15 protein-coding genes are annotated in these 16,004 nt (G+C 46.4%); 11 read left to right on the top strand and 4 right to left on the bottom strand.

Features of this window, described 5'->3' with window-relative positions; genetic code table 11:
• The first annotated feature begins 38 nt into the window (after positions 1-38).
• Together HQ393_RS11350 and HQ393_RS11345 are read left to right on the top strand one after the other, a co-directional pair.
• Positions 39-914 (top strand): ATP-binding protein, encoded by an 876-nt coding sequence (locus HQ393_RS11350; RefSeq protein WP_179355283.1) that lies wholly within the window; start codon positions 39-41, stop codon positions 912-914.
• A complete protein-coding gene (locus tag HQ393_RS11345; protein WP_179355282.1) occupies positions 908-1,201 on the top strand; it encodes an STAS-like domain-containing protein in 294 nt (97 codons plus the stop codon). Before HQ393_RS11350 ends, HQ393_RS11345 begins: the two co-directional genes overlap by 7 nt.
• A gap of 421 nt (positions 1,202-1,622) precedes the next feature.
• Here HQ393_RS11345 and HQ393_RS11340 read toward each other — a convergent pair whose 3' ends face one another.
• Genes HQ393_RS11340 through HQ393_RS11330 form a run of 3 tightly spaced genes read right to left on the bottom strand, consistent with a single transcriptional unit; the run spans position 1,623 to position 3,902 of the window.
• A complete protein-coding gene (locus HQ393_RS11340) occupies positions 1,623-2,465 on the bottom strand; it encodes a hypothetical protein (RefSeq protein WP_179355281.1) in 843 nt (280 codons plus the stop codon).
• A gap of 1 nt (position 2,466) precedes the next feature.
• Positions 2,467-2,790, bottom strand: a complete 324-nt coding sequence (locus tag HQ393_RS11335) for a helix-turn-helix domain-containing protein (RefSeq protein ID WP_179355280.1) — start codon at positions 2,788-2,790, stop codon at positions 2,467-2,469.
• The gene (locus HQ393_RS11330; RefSeq protein WP_179355279.1) at positions 2,784-3,902 is read right to left on the bottom strand and encodes a tyrosine-type recombinase/integrase; all 1,119 of its coding nucleotides are present in this window, start codon (positions 3,900-3,902) and stop codon (positions 2,784-2,786) included. The genes HQ393_RS11335 and HQ393_RS11330 overlap by 7 nt, the downstream gene beginning before the upstream one ends.
• A 164-nt stretch (positions 3,903-4,066) precedes the next feature.
• Here HQ393_RS11330 and HQ393_RS11325 point away from each other — a divergent pair, with 164 nt between their 5' ends.
• Positions 4,067-4,441 (top strand): hypothetical protein, encoded by a 375-nt coding sequence (locus tag HQ393_RS11325; protein WP_179355278.1) that lies wholly within the window; start codon positions 4,067-4,069, stop codon positions 4,439-4,441.
• A gap of 50 nt (positions 4,442-4,491) precedes the next feature.
• Here HQ393_RS11325 and HQ393_RS11320 read toward each other — a convergent pair whose 3' ends face one another.
• Positions 4,492-4,803, bottom strand: a complete 312-nt coding sequence (locus HQ393_RS11320) for a helix-turn-helix domain-containing protein (RefSeq protein WP_179355277.1) — start codon at positions 4,801-4,803, stop codon at positions 4,492-4,494.
• A 90-nt stretch (positions 4,804-4,893) separates the two neighbouring features.
• On the opposite strand from HQ393_RS11320, the gene HQ393_RS11315 reads away from it, so the two are divergent.
• The 8 genes from HQ393_RS11315 (at position 4,894) to HQ393_RS11280 (ending at position 16,003) form a co-directional block, all read left to right on the top strand.
• Positions 4,894-5,172: a hypothetical protein gene (locus HQ393_RS11315; protein ID WP_179355276.1), complete on the top strand. Its 279-nt coding sequence runs from the start codon at positions 4,894-4,896 to the stop codon at positions 5,170-5,172.
• Positions 5,173-5,350: 178 nt separating this feature from the next.
• On the top strand, positions 5,351-5,983 hold the full coding sequence (locus tag HQ393_RS11310; RefSeq protein WP_218871134.1) for a restriction endonuclease subunit S domain-containing protein: 633 nt from the start codon (positions 5,351-5,353) through the stop codon (positions 5,981-5,983).
• 2 nt (positions 5,984-5,985) lie between these two features.
• The gene (locus HQ393_RS11305; RefSeq protein ID WP_179355275.1) at positions 5,986-7,509 is read left to right on the top strand and encodes a type I restriction-modification system subunit M; all 1,524 of its coding nucleotides are present in this window, start codon (positions 5,986-5,988) and stop codon (positions 7,507-7,509) included.
• On the top strand, positions 7,499-8,665 hold the full coding sequence (locus tag HQ393_RS11300; RefSeq protein WP_179355274.1) for a restriction endonuclease subunit S: 1,167 nt from the start codon (positions 7,499-7,501) through the stop codon (positions 8,663-8,665). The genes HQ393_RS11305 and HQ393_RS11300 overlap by 11 nt, the downstream gene beginning before the upstream one ends.
• A gap of 12 nt (positions 8,666-8,677) precedes the next feature.
• Positions 8,678-10,006 carry an anti-phage deoxyguanosine triphosphatase gene (locus HQ393_RS11295; RefSeq protein ID WP_179355273.1) on the top strand — a complete coding sequence of 443 codons (1,329 nt, stop codon included), beginning with the start codon at positions 8,678-8,680 and terminating at the stop codon, positions 10,004-10,006.
• 119 nt (positions 10,007-10,125) lie between these two features.
• The gene (locus HQ393_RS11290) at positions 10,126-11,673 is read left to right on the top strand and encodes a hypothetical protein (RefSeq protein WP_179355272.1); all 1,548 of its coding nucleotides are present in this window, start codon (positions 10,126-10,128) and stop codon (positions 11,671-11,673) included.
• A complete protein-coding gene (locus HQ393_RS11285; protein WP_438833109.1) occupies positions 11,670-12,713 on the top strand; it encodes a virulence RhuM family protein in 1,044 nt (347 codons plus the stop codon). The genes HQ393_RS11290 and HQ393_RS11285 overlap by 4 nt, the downstream gene beginning before the upstream one ends.
• Complete coding sequence (locus HQ393_RS11280) at positions 12,710-16,003, top strand: type I restriction endonuclease subunit R (RefSeq protein ID WP_218871132.1); 3,294 nt, start codon at positions 12,710-12,712, stop codon at positions 16,001-16,003. The genes HQ393_RS11285 and HQ393_RS11280 overlap by 4 nt, the downstream gene beginning before the upstream one ends.
• Position 16,004: the final 1 nt, after the last annotated feature.

The following is a 16,004-nucleotide window of genomic DNA, read 5'->3' as shown; positions in this document are numbered from 1 at the left end:
TTGATACAGTATCTTATTGTTGTTATTGTTGGGTACATATGGCGTTAAAAGTAAAACTGCCCAAGAGGATGAATATCCTCACGATTGATCACTTGTTATCACAAACGGTTGATAAGTCACTGACGCCAATTTCTGATGAAATTGTTTACGATTTGGCTCCATTGGAGTTTATTGACCCAACTGGCGTTACTGTATTCAGCAATCTAATTGAATGGCTGCTTTCGAAAGGTGTTGCGCAGCGGTTTGATATACCTAACAAAAATGCTGGCGCCATAAGATTCTTGGATGATTCTTTATTTTTTGAGCATTACGCAGGGAAAAAGATTTTTAATAATGCGTCTCTCCGATCCACAACTCTCCCTTTGAAATGGATTAATCACCCTCAGAGTCATTTGTGGATTGAAAATCATTGTATTTCTTGGTTAGCAAAAGCATTAGAAACGTCCAAGAAATCGCTTGTTGAATTGAGAATGTGTTTGTGGGAGTTATTTAATAATATTCGTGACCATTCGGGTAAAGATACGGGTTGTATTTTTGTTCAGTTTTTTCCTAAATTAAAGAAAATTGTGATTACCCTTTCCGATTTTGGTATTGGGATTCCAGCTAATGTAAAGAAAGTGCGGCCTGAACTTTCCGATGGAGAGGCTGTTATTCTTGCGATGCAAGAGGGTTTTACCACCAATACAACGGTGAGGAATAGAGGTGTTGGCCTTTTTTATCTTTCACAAACAGTTACAAATAATGGCGGTGAGGTTTCCATTCGCTCTGGAAATGCACACATAATTTGTAGTGAATACGGTTACTCGGACTGTAGCCAAAGATCTGGGTATTATACGGGAACAGTTTTTGAGATAATGTTACGCACCGATAAGTTTGATAGAACACTTGCCGATGATGAGGAGTTCGAATGGTAAATTTACGTGTGCTTGATCTTGTGAAGCAAGCTTATACATATGAAGATGGTGTGGTAATTAGTGATATTGTGATTAGGACATTTCATGAAAATGAAAAAGTAACCCTTTCATTTTATGGAATTGATGCAATACCATCATCTTTTGCTAACGGTTGTTTCGTTAGAGTGTTAGAGTCCTTTGGTCTTCAAAAAATCAAAGAGAATTTAAGTGTTATTGATTCAACAAAGCAAATTAATAGCATGATTAAATCTAGACTGGTTTTTGAGTCTCAACGCAATGATTTGTAGAGCCCTCCGTATGGGTGACGTAGCATAAGCGTGCGAATGAAACCGCTAATTCGGCGGTTTTTCTATTCCCGAATATTTACTTGATTTTGCTCATTAAATGAGAAAACTGCTCATGATATGAGCACAAATAAAAATTAAGCATCATATTATGTTGAATGTTGGCTCTAGTTGCCTGAGATGGGTTTGGTGCGGATTTTTGCAGAGATGACCACCCATTCTGATTATTTGTGATCAGATTGCAGATGACTCGATCACCGGCGAGCACCTTCGGCTTGCTTGAGGATGGCGATGATTTGGTGGGGGGATTACCCTTCCTCGATACTAATAGGAGAAAATTCTACTTCTAACCGAGGTTAATTTCCGGGGAGGGGCGCTAGATTTCGTATTTTGGGATAATTTTATGAATTAAAGCTCAAAAACATCATCTATCAAAGTAAGATGTTGATATTGCTTGAGCAAGCCATATTAGGGTTGGCATTGAGACATCTAATGCGTCTGAAAGGGCTTTTAGACTATGTGTTCGTTGTGCTTTAATAATATTTAAGATTGCGGTATTTCGTATCTTTTTGGGGGCGCAACCCAAGAGCCCCGGCTGAACTCGATAACAAACCTTGCTAGATAAAATTGATTCATTTTCTTTTTTATTAATTTTTTCGCAAAGGTCTGGGTGTATAGAAAGCAATATGGATTTTGCAGTCTCATCGATTTTGATGAAGTATTTGCAAAACTTTACAAACACATCGTCACCATCCATTTTAACGTCGCGGATATTTATTCTTGCGCTTTTGCTTATTGGTTGGCCATATAATGCAAGAAAATGAATTGCCAATTGAACTTCTTTATTAGTAATCGTGCTGGAGTTTGCAATTATTTCTCGGACATTTTTTTCCTGCTCGCACATTGACCAGGCAGGAGCTCTTTTAAATATGGGCGGCTGTAGCTTAAGTAGATTCGGATAGCTATAAGCTATGAACTTAAGGAAATTTGATGCTTTTCCCGCCTCCTTTCGTGAGTGCTCATCAGCATACTGGTCAAGTATTGATTGTTCAACTTTGCCGAAGTCATCAATCCCTATGCTGACAAGAAATTCACAAAACCTAATTGCCTCGTAGCCACGCTTCCGTGGCGTGTTACTTGAATAATCATATCCACCGTTGATTTTTTTATTCATTTTTTTGTAAGCTGCATTTACATAGCTTTTTATTGCAATAGCAAAGGAGCTCGGTATTTTTATTATTTGGCCTGACTTGTAGCGTTTTGACATTTTAAAAAAACTTTGAGCTAGGACCAAACTTGGCGACCGACCTATATTGAGGTTCCTTCTCCAAAGGGTCATTTTTTTTACTCGTATTTTCAAAATTTGCAGTCGTATAATCCTGATCTGAAAACAATTCGCCGACTGAGCACGAGAGAGCTTTGCATATTGCATCTATAAGTTTGAGCGTCATCGCAGGAGGCTGTGCTTTCAAATATCGAGCTGAATTTTGAATGGACATAGTTACACCTGCTATTTTTAATGCCTCAGAAAAATGCCGCGCTGTTTTTATTCCCCTGGCGAGAGCAATAGCTTTTATATTGCTCTTTAGCATTTCGTCTCTCCTCTAGCTATTTTTATTTTATCTGAGACTGCGTCACCAATGTCTTTAATTACATCTTTAATATTTGGATGGTAATACGTGCCTAGTGTCGTTGCTAAATTTCCATGCCCGAGCAATCTTTGGGTGGCAGTAGGCCCAACGATCGGAAGAATGTGCGTGGCATACGTATGTCTCAGCACATGGGTAGTGATATCTTTATTGATCCCAGCTAGTCTACAATGTTTTTTTACGATATTATTTACCTGATCTATTGAAAGAGCAGTACCGCGCACTGAAAAAAATAAAAGGTCGTCATCTTCATTTTTGTTTTTTAAAAAAGCCCATCGTACATTTTTTGTGTACCAGTCAAGAACATCACTTGTTATATCGAATAGAACGTCGATGCATCGACCCACATTACCTTTTCCTATGGTATTTAAATTTAAATAAATTTTTTCATTGTATTCATTTGTGGCTGTAAGAAAATCACCAATTTTAATTTTCACGAGCTCACTAACTCGAAGGCCCATGGTTAGTAGTGTAATGAATATTGTCTTGTCCCTTTGCAGGAGTAGCAATTCCCATTTGTTATTGGAGCTCTCCATTTCCTTTTCTATATGATTAACTACAATTTCGCACTCTTCCTTACTGAGAATGTTTATGTTTTTTCTGGTCTTTCTGTTTTTGTTTTTTATTGGCAGAGGTATTTGGTCTGGTACAAACTTCGAGAATGTTGCTCCGAACTCATTTTTTATAAATCTATTTAGGTTATCAGAGATTAATAAAAAATTTTGGAGTTTGCGCAAATAGGTATGGTAGCCTGCTAGTGTGGATGTAGAAATTGAGCAAACATCTGATTTGTAATAAAAGAATTCTTCTATTTCTGATTCAGTCCAAAGCCAAATAGGTTTTCCAATAAATTGAATTGCACTTTGTATTTTTTCGAATGCTAGCTTAACGGTTCCTTGCGAATTGCCTCTTGTGGCTCTTAGGTGTCGGCGGAATTTTTCCAGTAGATTGTCCATAACTTCTGCCTCGGCAACGGTTTGTTGTCGATATGAAGTTGCTTGATTAGTTTCGCGTTTTTGCAATATTGCAGTTGGGAAAACTAGTATGTTGGACACAGCGAATCTCCTTCACGTAACTTGCTGTGAGTTGCATTAAGAAATTACAATATGTACTGTCAAGTTTACAATCCAATGTCGACTGGTCGATTCGACCAATCGATTTACATGTAAAGTTATAGATGATAATCAATAGAGCGCAACCACCTTTTGCAGGGCAGGCGGTGGAACTTGAAGAGTCGATAAGCGATCCAAGTCTAATCGACGATGCAACAGGCAAAATTAGGTGGGCAGATGCCCTAAAGAGTCTTCAGCAGTCAACAGGTCTGATCGAAGATAAGGAGTTTGCAGCATACCTTACGATGTCTGCGTCCAGCGTGTCAGAATTGCTTGGTGGAAAAGTTGAGCCCAACCCAAGAATCAAGTTAATGATTCTCAATCACTTAGGATTTTATAAAATCCAAAGTGCACTCTATTTTCTGATCAAAGACGAGCACGTTGCTTCACTTCAACGTGCAACAAAGAGGCAGGCAAAAAAAATAGCAACCACGAATGCAGATAGATCTAATAAAAATGCAGCTGAAGAGCAATCCGAATAAGATCCTTGCTTTCAAGAATTTTGACTTAACATCTGATGTTCGCCCTGTTTTCAGATCTGTTGTTCGAGCAACTTGGCGAGCAAATTGCGCTTTCCGTCATCGCTTAGCTTACTCATTTCCTTCACTAGGCTAGCCTCTAATTCTGTTTCACAAAAAAAATACGCCACCGGCACTCCCAGCTCTTCCGCCATCCGCTTCATCGTGTCGTAATCTGGCGCGTGCTTGCCTTTTTCATATTGGTTCAACCGCGCACTCGCGCTATTTTCATCCATACCCATCCTCACTCCCAGCTGTAGCTGGGTTAAGCCTTTGTTGAGTCGCGCTTCTTTCAGGCGAATTGGGAACGGCGATTGGATAGGCATTGCGAACGTCCGAGTTAGATGCAATACCTAAGATTTTCTTAGTTCCTTCACATAAGATATACTAAGGAATTCTTAGTTTTCAATGCCGTCATGAAAAATTTTTATCAAAACCACTTTAAAATCGAGACCTTGCAATACTTGCGCCGTGTTGGAAGCCTGACCAAAGCTGCGCGCCGCTTTGACGTTCACCCATCGACACTGGCCACATGGCAACGCATTGGGCTCGAAGAATTTATGAAACGTGAACTGCAAAATACCAAAACGCTCGAACCACGAAAGTCCACACACGAGCTAGAACAGCGCATACAGCGACTTGAGCAAGAAAATGCAGTGCTACGCCAAGCAGCTCGCTTGTTTTTCATGTGCTGACATCATGTGAATGTTAAAATTCATCCGCTTGTTATTTGGATGCTTCACAATGCTCAAAATTTGAAAGCCACGCTCAAATGCGTGGCTTTTTTATGCAGTAAAGCAAAAGAAACAATATTTGTTGACAAGGTTTGTTAGGAAGAATATTGTGCAGTATCGCTAAAGAAACGGCACAAACATGCAACTGAAACACCTCGCCAACATCTCTGCTGGGCATCCCTTTCGGGGGAAGATTCCTGAGTCACTAGGCTCTGGGATTGTGGCTGTGCAGATGAAAGATGCCTCGGTACTCGGCGGTGTGGCTTGGGCTGATTGTATTGAAACCGAGTCCACAGGCCGCCGTGATGATTGCCTGCAGGTCGGCGATATTCTGGTCGCCGCCCGTGGCAGCCGTAATTACGCGGTGCTGATTGATGACGCTCTCACCGCAACTGGCAAGCAGGCCATCGCTGCGCCGCAGTTTTTCATTGTTCGCGCCACTGCGCCGCAATTATTACCCGAATACCTATGCTGGTTTCTTAATCAGCCGCCTAGCCAGCGCTATTTCGAACTTAACGCCGAGGGTACCATCACCAAAGCCATTAAGCGCAATGCTTTGGAAGAGATACCCATTGCCGTACCTGATCTAACCCGCCAGCAGGCCATCATTGGCCTCGCCAATACTCTGCAGCAAGAGCTGCGCCTCATCGAACAACTGCGCCGTAACGGCGAGCAAATGCTGGCCGCCATCGCGAACGAGCTAGCCGCTGACCTGCTCACCGACTCAACGCCTGCAATACAAACCATTAAAAATTTGCCATCCAAGGAATAACCATGACCGACCAAATCAATCAGGACGACATCAACAAAGCGCTATGGGCGGCCTGCGATACGTTTCGCGGCACCATCAGCGCCGACACCTACAAAGACTTCGTGCTCACCATGCTGTTTCTGAAATACATCAGCGATGTATGGCAGGACCACTATGACGGCTATCAGGCTGAATACGGAGATGAGCCTGAGCTGATCGAAGAGATGCTAAAAAACGAGCGCTTCGTGCTGCCCCGCGAGGCCAGTTTTTACAAACTGCACGAACGACGCCACGAGCCGGGCAATGGCGAGCGCATCGATCAGGCGCTGCACGCGATTGAAGAAGCCAACGGCACCAAGCTCAAAGACGCGGGCAAAAGCGTTTTTCAGGACATCAGCTTTAATACCGACAAGCTGGGCGAAGAAAAGCAGAAAAACACTATTCTGCGCCACCTGCTCGAAGACTTTGCCAAGCCCGAACTCAACCTCAAGCCTAGCCGCGTCGGCACGCTCGACATCATCGGTAATGGCTATGAATTTTTGATCAAAAACTTCGCCGCCAGCGGTGGCCAGAAAGCCGGTGAATTCTATACCCCACCCGAAGTCTCCGAGCTGATCGCCGAGCTGCTCGACCCACAGCCGGGCGACAGCATTTGTGATCCGGCTTGTGGTTCTGCCTCGCTGTTGATGAAGTGTGGCCGCAAAGTAGTCAGCAATCACGGCAGCAAAAATTACGCGCTGTACGGGCAGGAAGCCATCGGCTCGACCTGGTCGCTGGCCAAGATGAATATGTTCCTGCACGGCGAAGACAACCACAAAATCGAATGGGGCGACACCATCCGCAACCCCAAGCTGCTGGATAAAAACGGCGAGCTGATGTTGTTCGACATCGTGACTGCCAACCCGCCGTTTAGCCTAGAAAAATGGGGGCATGACGAAGCCGAAAACGATAAATACAGTCGCTTCCGCCGTGGTATTCCGCCCAAAACCAAGGGCGACTACGCTTTTATCCTGCACATGATCGAAACGCTGAAACCCGGCAGTGGCCGCATGGGTGTGGTGGTGCCGCATGGCGTGCTGTTCCGTGGCAGTAGCGAGGGCGCAATCCGCCAGAAGCTAATCGAAGAAAACCTGCTCGACGCCGTTATCGGCCTGCCGGAAAAACTGTTTTACGGTACCGGCATCCCGGCGGCGATCCTGATTTTCAGCAAGGAAAAATCGGATACCAACGTGCTATTCATCGACGCCAGCCGCGAATGCAAAGCCGGTAAAAACCAGAACCAGCTCACGGAAGACAACATCGCCAAGATCGTCAGCACCTACCGCGAAGGCCAGAGCATTGATAAATACGCCTATGTGGCGAGCTTTGACGAGATCAAAGATAACGACTTCAACCTGAACATCCCACGCTACGTCGACACCTTTGAAGAAGAGGCAGAAATCGACCTGCTATCGGTGCGTGCCGAGCGCGAACAATTGAAAACGCAATTGAATGCGCTGGAAAGCGAGATGGCTAAATATCTTCAGGAGTTGGGTTATGGGTTATAAACCTTCAGATCTAGGTATGCTGCCTGAAGCTTGGTCTAGCGTGAAGTTTGGGGAAATAGTAAAGGTTCGCCAAGGACTTCAAATTGCAATTTCAGACCGGCTGAAAACCCCCACGCCAACTTCAAAAGAATACATTACGATTCAGTCGATCAATCGACAAAATCAAGATCGAGAATATGTAGAGTCACCATCAGATCGAGTGATATGTTCCAGCAGTGACGTTCTAATGACTAGAACAGGTAATACTGGGATTGTCGTTACTGGAGTTGAAGGCGCGTTTCATAATAACTTCTTCCTTATCGACTTCAATCGATCAAAAATAGATAGTATATTTTTGGTCAATTATTTACGCTCATCACGAGTACAGCATGTTATTTTGACTAAAGCAGGTGCAAGCACGATACCTGACTTAAATCATAAAGATTTTTATTCTATAGATTTTCCTTTGGCTCCATTTGAAGAACAAAAGAAAATCGCCCAAATCCTCTCGACTTGGGATCAGGCCATGACCACCACCGAGCGCCTGCTCGACCTCGCCCGCCAGCAGAAAAAAGCCCTGATGCAACAACTGCTCACCGGCAAAAAACGCTTGGTGGATAAAAATGGCGTCAAATTTCAGGGAGACTGGCATCGCACTGAGTTGGGGGAGTTGCTTGACTATAAGCAGCCGACGCCATATCTGGTTGATTCAACGGAATACCGCGACGAATACAAAACCCCTGTGCTAACAGCAGGAAAGACATTCATCTTGGGTTACACAGACGAAACGTCCGGCATTTATCAGGAAGAACTGCCTGCGATCATTTTTGATGATTTCACTACAGACAGTAAATTTGTCGATTTTCCCTTCAAGGCAAAATCAAGTGCAATGAAAATCTTGGTCGCAAAAAAAGGCGTATCAATCAAGTATGTTTTTGAAGCTATGCAGATGTTGAACTTTGCTGTGGGTGGGCATCAGCGTCATTGGATTTCCATATTCTCAAATTTGGTTGTTCCGATTCCAAGCAAGGAAGAGCAGGAAAAGATCGCCACTGTTTTATCTGTAGCCGACCAAGAAATCGAAACCCTGCAATCCCAGCTCGACGGCCTGAAACAAGAGAAAAAAGCCCTGATGCAAGCCCTGCTAACCGGCAAGCGCCGCGTACAAATCAATTAAGGAGGAATATTAATGTCACATGAACCATGGCAAGAACGTCGCGGCCCATCAACTACTCGTGAAAATGATGTTCGCTCCGAGTGGGATAAAGACTACGCTCGACTAATTCATTCTGCTGCATTTCGGCGCTTGCAATCAAAAACGCAAGTTTTGGGACTTGGTGAGAGCGATTTTTATCGTACTCGCCTAACTCACTCGATGGAAGTTGCACAAATTGGGGTGGGAATCGTTCATTGGTTGAGAAAAAAGCACGAAGATAATTCTGAGATTGTTGCTGCACTTCCTTGCGACACCTTAATCAGCTCGATTTGCTTAGCACACGACATTGGGCACCCGCCATTTGGTCATGGTGGAGAGGTTGCTCTTAATGTGTGCATGCGAGAGTTTGGCGGTTTCGAGGGGAATGGCCAGACGCTGCGGATTTTGTCTCGGTTAGACAAATACACCAAGGAGCATGGCTTAAACCCAACTCGTCGCTTGCTGCTTGGCATCTTAAAATATCCAGCTCCTTATAGTTTGACTGTTTGCCAAGAAGCATATGGTCCAGTACCTGCGCAAAGTTGGCTGTCTCAAGCTAAACAACAGCATCCTCCAAAGTGCTACATGGACAGCGAGCAGGATGTAGTTAATTGGATTCTTACCCCATTAAGTGGGGCTGAGCGTACACGTTTTACCGAACTCAATACACAGACTGCAAAGCATTCAAAGCCGGCCCACAAAGCGCTGGACACTTCAATCATGGAGTTGGCTGATGATATTTCCTACAGCTTGCACGACCTAGAAGACGCGATTTCTTTAGGTATGGTAACCCAAAAAGATTGGGAATCGCACAACGCCGATAAGCAACCACTGTTTGAAGCTTGTGGCTTGAATAGTCAAGATCTCGCAACTCAATTATTTTCTGATGAAAGCTACCTGCGAAAGAATGCCATCGGTGGTTTGGTTCATCTATTTATTATGGCTACCGAGGTTGGAGATTCAGGAGTTCCTTCAGCAACATGCGAACTCATTAAGTGGAATGCTGTCATGACGCAATCACACCAAGAATTGCTTGAGCATATTTTCCAGCTGGTACTGAAGAAAGTCATCAAAAGCAGCAATGTTCAGCAGCTCGAATTCAAAGGGCAAAAATTGGTTTTTGAACTTTTTGAAGCATTGAATTCAGATCCCAAACGCCTACTACCAGAAAAAACCATCTTGAAGTACAGCGAAGCCGCAGATGACCAGCAAAAAGCACGCATTATCTGCGACTTCATTTCCGGCATGACCGATGAATATGCCACTCGGCTTTATGAGAAGCTGTATTACCCACACAAAGGCTCTATTTTTGACAGGCTCTGAAGGCTGGAAAATTTCAATTTATTGGTAAATGACGATATGCCATGTTTTTGAATGGAAGGGAAAGCATTGGTGTGTAGTTCGACATTGATTGGTTAGTTACTGAGAGGCAAAGGGGTGATATGAAACTTGGATTTTTCTTTGGAGCGGGTGCAGAAATTGGTTATGGATTGCCAAGTGGTGGTAAGTTTGCAATTGATCTCTTTAGGCAAGATCCAAGTCGATACAAGTTGGAGCTAAGGGCCCAGCTACGGGCTATTGATTCAACGACCCCTTACGCAACCTTTTGGCTTCCTCCTCGCTACGTTGATAACAGCATTTATGCATTCGGCCGTAATGAATTTACCAGCATTATTGAGTCCTCAATTGAATACAAGCGGGATGAAATCATTAGAAGGCTCAATAATTTTGACCAGGAGTGCGATAAAGCAATTCGCGATCTTGGAATAGATCGAGTTCGACTCGGTGAGGTATTTCATGCACTGACCGGAGTGGAGATCGGCGAGAGGCGTTATCAGCATGCCATTCGACTTAATGAAATGCTGGCTCGCGATGTTCAACTTTTTGGGTCTGAACATTATTCGGCCATGCTGGACATTATCAAGCTTGCAGCAAATTGCGATGATCTAAAACGTTACGTGACCGCTTTTTTACAATTATTGGTTGGCGCTCATGGTCAAGATTTGGTTCAACGCTTGAATCAGGAGCTATTCGAAGCTGCGCCAGATGACTTGCCGATCTTCGATGATGTAACAGGCATGTTCCGTTTGGAGTTTAACCGAGTTGGCTCTACTGCTCTTGAGTTGCTGCTAGAAGAAAATCGACGATTTGACCTTAGCGAAAATGCGGATGCAAACCAACTGTTTTGTGCAATTGCACAGCAAGTTCTAGAAAATATATTCACTACGGTATTGGACTATCAGCAGCTCATCGATAGTCATTTCCGGTATTTGTTTTCACCATCAACCGAGTGGGCTAAGTTTACCCGGATGGTGATTTTCCTAAAAATTGCCCGACACTACATCAATTCACAAGCCCCAGATGCTGCAAACCTACCTGATCACGGTTATTACCATGATCTAGCCGCACTTGCGGATGGCGTAGAAATTTCTGCAGTTGGCACTGCAAACTACAACAGCATACTTGCTCAAGTTTTTGCTGGTCTTGGCGTTGCATTGCCAGAAGTGATTCATTTGAATGGCAGCGTTAACGATTACTACAACCCTTATAAAAATACGGTTGTTACTGTTGATCGCCCTGAAGATGTAGATACTAGCCAGATTCATGTACCTTTCATTTTGACGCAAAGCGGCCTCAAGCCTCTCACGTCGGTCGCGATGTCGCGGCGATACGTAAAACTGTTTGATACGTTTGCTGATTCGGACGCCATTGTGGCAATTGGTTTCGGATTCCATAAGGATGACAGCCATATCAACGGGCTTTTTAGAGAGCTTTTGGAAGTAAATGGGCGCAGATTGTTTGTGATTTCTGTGGCTAGCGAAGGTAGTGCTGAAGACCAAAAACGAAGATTACGCAATAAATTGCGCATTTCACATGCGGCCAGCCAATTACTAACTGTTATTCCTGTTGATCCACAAAGTCGCCAAGTGGATGGTCAGCTATGGATGGATCGCGTACTTGCTGAATTAAATCCAGAGGGTCAACAATGAGTACTTCGAGTGCCGAGAGTATGCCGATCCCAGCAGGTGAATTCGTAATGTTTACCAGCCCAGACGGCAAGGTACGTATCGAGTGCCGCTTCGAAAACGAGACGTTGTGGCTCTCGCAAGCGATGATTTGCGATCTATACGGCAAGGCCAAGGCCACCATCAGCGGGCATATCAAGAATGTATTTGAAGAGGGTGAGCTAAGCGAAGATTCAGTTGTTCGGTTTTACCGAACAACTGCCGCAGATGGCAAAAACTATCAGGTGCAATACTTCAGCTTGCCGTTGGTGCTGGCTGTTGGCTACCGCGTTCGCTCAAGCCGTGGCACACAATTCCGCCAATGGGCGACGCAGACGCTGCAGGAATATCTGATCAAGGGCTTTGTGATGGATGACGAGCGGCTGAAAAACCCGCCCGTTGGCCCGTCCGTCGTACCTGATTATTTTGGCGAGATGCTGGAACGCATCCGCGACATTCGCGCCAGCGAGCGGCGGATGTACCTGCGGGTGCGCGAGATTTTTGCGCTAGCTGCCGATTACCAGCCATCCCTGAAAGAAACCACGCAGTTTTTCCAGATCATCCAGAATAAGCTGCATTTTGCCTGCACGGGCCAGACTGCAGCCGAGCTGATTCACCATCGCGTAGATGCCCGCTTGCCACACATGGGGCTGACCAGCTTTAAGGGTGAAGAAGTCCGCAAAGGTGATGTGACTGTTGCCAAAAACTATCTGAATCAGCAGGAAATCGACGAGCTGAACCGCGTAGTTTCAATGTGGCTGGATTTTGCCGAAGACCAGGCCAAGCGACGCCAGCAGGTGTTTCTACGCGATTGGCAGGACAAGCTGGATCAGTTTTTACAATTTAACGACCGCGATGTATTGCAAGGTGCGGGCAAAATTAGCAAGCAGCAAGCCGATGAAAAGGCCTTGGCCGAATACGCACAATTTGCAGAACAGCAACGCAGGCTGAAAGAGGCAGAGGGTGAACAAGACATCGCGGCACTTTTGGCATGGAATGCCTCGCCGCGCAACAAGGATCAATGATGAATCAAGCGTTCACGCCCAAATTCCAAGAAGAATACAGCGCCAAAATCCCCGCGCTGACGCTGCTGACCAACCTCGGCTGGACTTTCCTGCCACCCGAGCTGGCCTTGGCCAAACGCGGTGGCAAGCAGGATGAGGTGGTGTTGCGCGATGAGCTGCGGCAGGTTTTGCAAACTCGGCGTTTTCGCTTTGAGGGGCGTGAGCAGGCTTTGTCGGATAAAGCGGTGGATAAGCTGATTGCCGAGGTGTGTAGCCCGGCGCTGAATGAAGGTCTGGCACTAGCGAATGAAAAACTCTACAACCACATGCTGTATGGCATTTCGGTGACCGAGTTTGTGGATGGCAAGAAAGCCAACCCGACTATTGCGCTGATCGACTGGGAAACGCCAGAGAACAACAGCTTCCTGTTTACCGAGGAATACAGCGTAACGCGCACGGGCGGCATTGATAGCCGTCGCCCTGATATCGTGTGCTTTGTGAATGGCATTCCGCTGGTAGTGATCGAGGCCAAGCGCCCCGATGGTAATGCCAAAAAAGGCCCGACCATTGCCGAGGGCATTTCGCAATCGCTACGTAATCAGCGCCACGATGAAATCCCGCGCCTGTTTGCCTATGCGCAGCTGATTTTATCTATCAACGGCACTGATGGCCGCTATGGTACTTGCGGCACGCCGGAGAAGTTTTTCGCTGCCTGGCGCGAAGAGGATATCTCTGATGCTGAGATGTATGCGATCAAGAATAAGACGCTGAGCCAGCTACAGACAGATACGCTATTTAATCATCGCCCAACCAAGGATTTGGCTTGGTTTCAATCTCTGCTCGCCGGTGGTGAGCTGGCGGTGACTGGGCAGGATAAATTGCTGATTAGCTTGCTCAAGCCTGCCCGCCTGATGGAGATTGTGCGGTATTTCACTCTGTACGATAAAAAGGTCGGCAAGATCGTCGCCCGCTATCAGCAGGTGTTTGGCATTAAGCGGCTGATCGCCCGTATCAATACCCGCCGTGCCGATGGTGGCCGCGAAGGCGGCGTGATCTGGCATACCACCGGCTCGGGTAAATCGTTCACGATGGTGTTTCTGAGCAAGGCGCTGATCTTGCATGCTTCGTTGAAGCAATGTCGCATAGTAGTGGTGACTGACCGCGTTGACTTGGAAAGCCAGCTCTCCAAAACCTTTGCTTCTGGTGGCGAATTAGCAGGCAAAAAAGACAAAGAGGCCGCGCTGGCCACCTCGGGCAAGCGCTTGGCGGAGCAGATTAGCACCGGCACCGAGCGGATTATTTTCTCACTGATTCACAAATTCAATACCGCGACCAAGCTGCCAGAATGCGTGAACACCAGCCCCGACATCATCGTGCTGATTGATGAAGGCCACCGTAGTCAGGGTGGCGAGAGCAATATCCGCATGAAGCAGGCTATGCCCAATGCCGCCTTCGTGGCCTTTACCGGCACGCCGCTGCTGAAAGACGACAAAACCACCAGCAAATTCGGCCCGATTGTGCATGCCTACACCATGCAGCGGGCGGTGGAAGATGAAGCAGTTACCCCGCTGCTGTACGAAGAGCGCATCCCCGATCTGGATATCAATGACCGAGCGATTGATGCAGGCTTCACGCGCATTACCACCAGCCTGACCGACGAGCAGAAAGCCGACCTGAAGCGCAAATACGGCAAGCGTGGCGAGCTGTATCGCGCTGAAGATCGTATCCAGCTGATTGCCCGCGATATTGCCGAGCATTTTGATAAAAACATCACCGCAGGCCTGAAAGGCCAGTTGGCTTGCGATAGCAAAGCATCGGCCATCAAATACAAGAAATACCTCGATGAGGTTGGGCTATTTGAATCCGCCGTGGTGATCAGCGCACCGGATACCCGCGAGGGTAATTCGGAAGTGGATGAGGCCTCCATCCCCGAAGTGACACAATGGTGGAAAGACAATGTTGGCTCACAAGACGAGCAGGCCTACACCAAACAAGTGATCGAGCGTTTCGATAAAGATGAATCGCTGAAGCTGTTGATTGTGGTGGATAAGCTGCTTACCGGCTTTGATGAACCAAAAAACACCGTCCTGTATATCGATAAGCCGCTGAAAGAGCACAACCTGATTCAGGCCATTGCCCGCGTGAACCGACTGCACCCGCTGAAAAAGTTCGGCCTGCTGATCGACTATCGCGGCATTCTGGCGGAGCTAGATACCACCATTGCCAAGTATCAGGACCTAGCCTCGCGCACTCAAGGTGGCTACGACATCAACGATATTGCGGGCCTCTACAACCCGATGAGCACCGAATACAAACGCCTGCCGCGCTTATACAAACAGTTGTGGGCAATTTTTGATGGCGTTAAAAACAAGAACGACATCGAACAACTGCGCCAGGTGTTGATCCCGAAAACCGAAGAGCGCAACGGCGAGCTGGTCGATGTAAACCAGAAAGTGCGCGATGACTTTTACGAGGCCTTGAGCGAGTTTTCTAGCTGCCTGAAAGTGGCGCTTCAATCGGCCACCTTCTTCGAGGACACCAGCTTTAGCGATGCCGACCGCCAGCATTACAAAGAAACGGTGAAGCAGTTCTCTAGCTTGCGCCAATTGGTAAAGCAGGATTCGGGCGAAACCATCAACTACGACGACTATGCCGCGCAGGTGAAAAAACTGCTTGATAAGCACGTTGTCGGCGTTGAAGTGCGTGAGCCGGGTGGCACCTATGAAGTTGGCAAAATGGGCAGCAAGCCCAAGCCGGAAGACTGGTCAGAAGAAAAAACCCGCAATGAAACCGACATCATCAAAACCCGTGTGGCCAAGATGATTGAGCAGGAATTGCGTGATGATCCCTACGCGCAGGAGGCCTTTTCCAAGCTGCTGCGCGATGCGATTGCCGAGGCTGAAAAGCTATTCGATCACCCGCTCAAACAATACCTGCTGTTCCACGAATTTGAAGAAAAAGTGCAAAGTCGCCAGCTGGATGAATTGCCAGATGCTTTCAAAGGCAATCGCCATGCGCAGGCTTATTTCGGCATCTTTAAAAAATCGCTGCCCGAGGTATTCGCTATCAGCGATCCACAGGTACTCGATAAATGGGTGGCACTGGCTTTTGATATCGACCAGCTGGTTGAGCAAGTTGTGGGCGAGCATTCTATCAATCCGCAAAACATCGAAGCCAACATCCGCAAGCAATTGCTACCGCTCTTATTCAAAGAGTGCAAAGCCATTGGTGCAGGCATGGATCAGGCCAAGGCAATGGTGGAATGGGTGGTGCAAATTACCCGCGTTGGTTTGAATGCGGCTGGGGTGTAAG

Source organism: Chitinibacter bivalviorum (genome assembly GCF_013403565.1).
Taxonomy (GTDB): Bacteria; Pseudomonadota; Gammaproteobacteria; order Burkholderiales; family Chitinibacteraceae; genus Chitinibacter; species Chitinibacter bivalviorum.
This window is presented reverse-complemented; position numbering and strand designations above follow the sequence as displayed.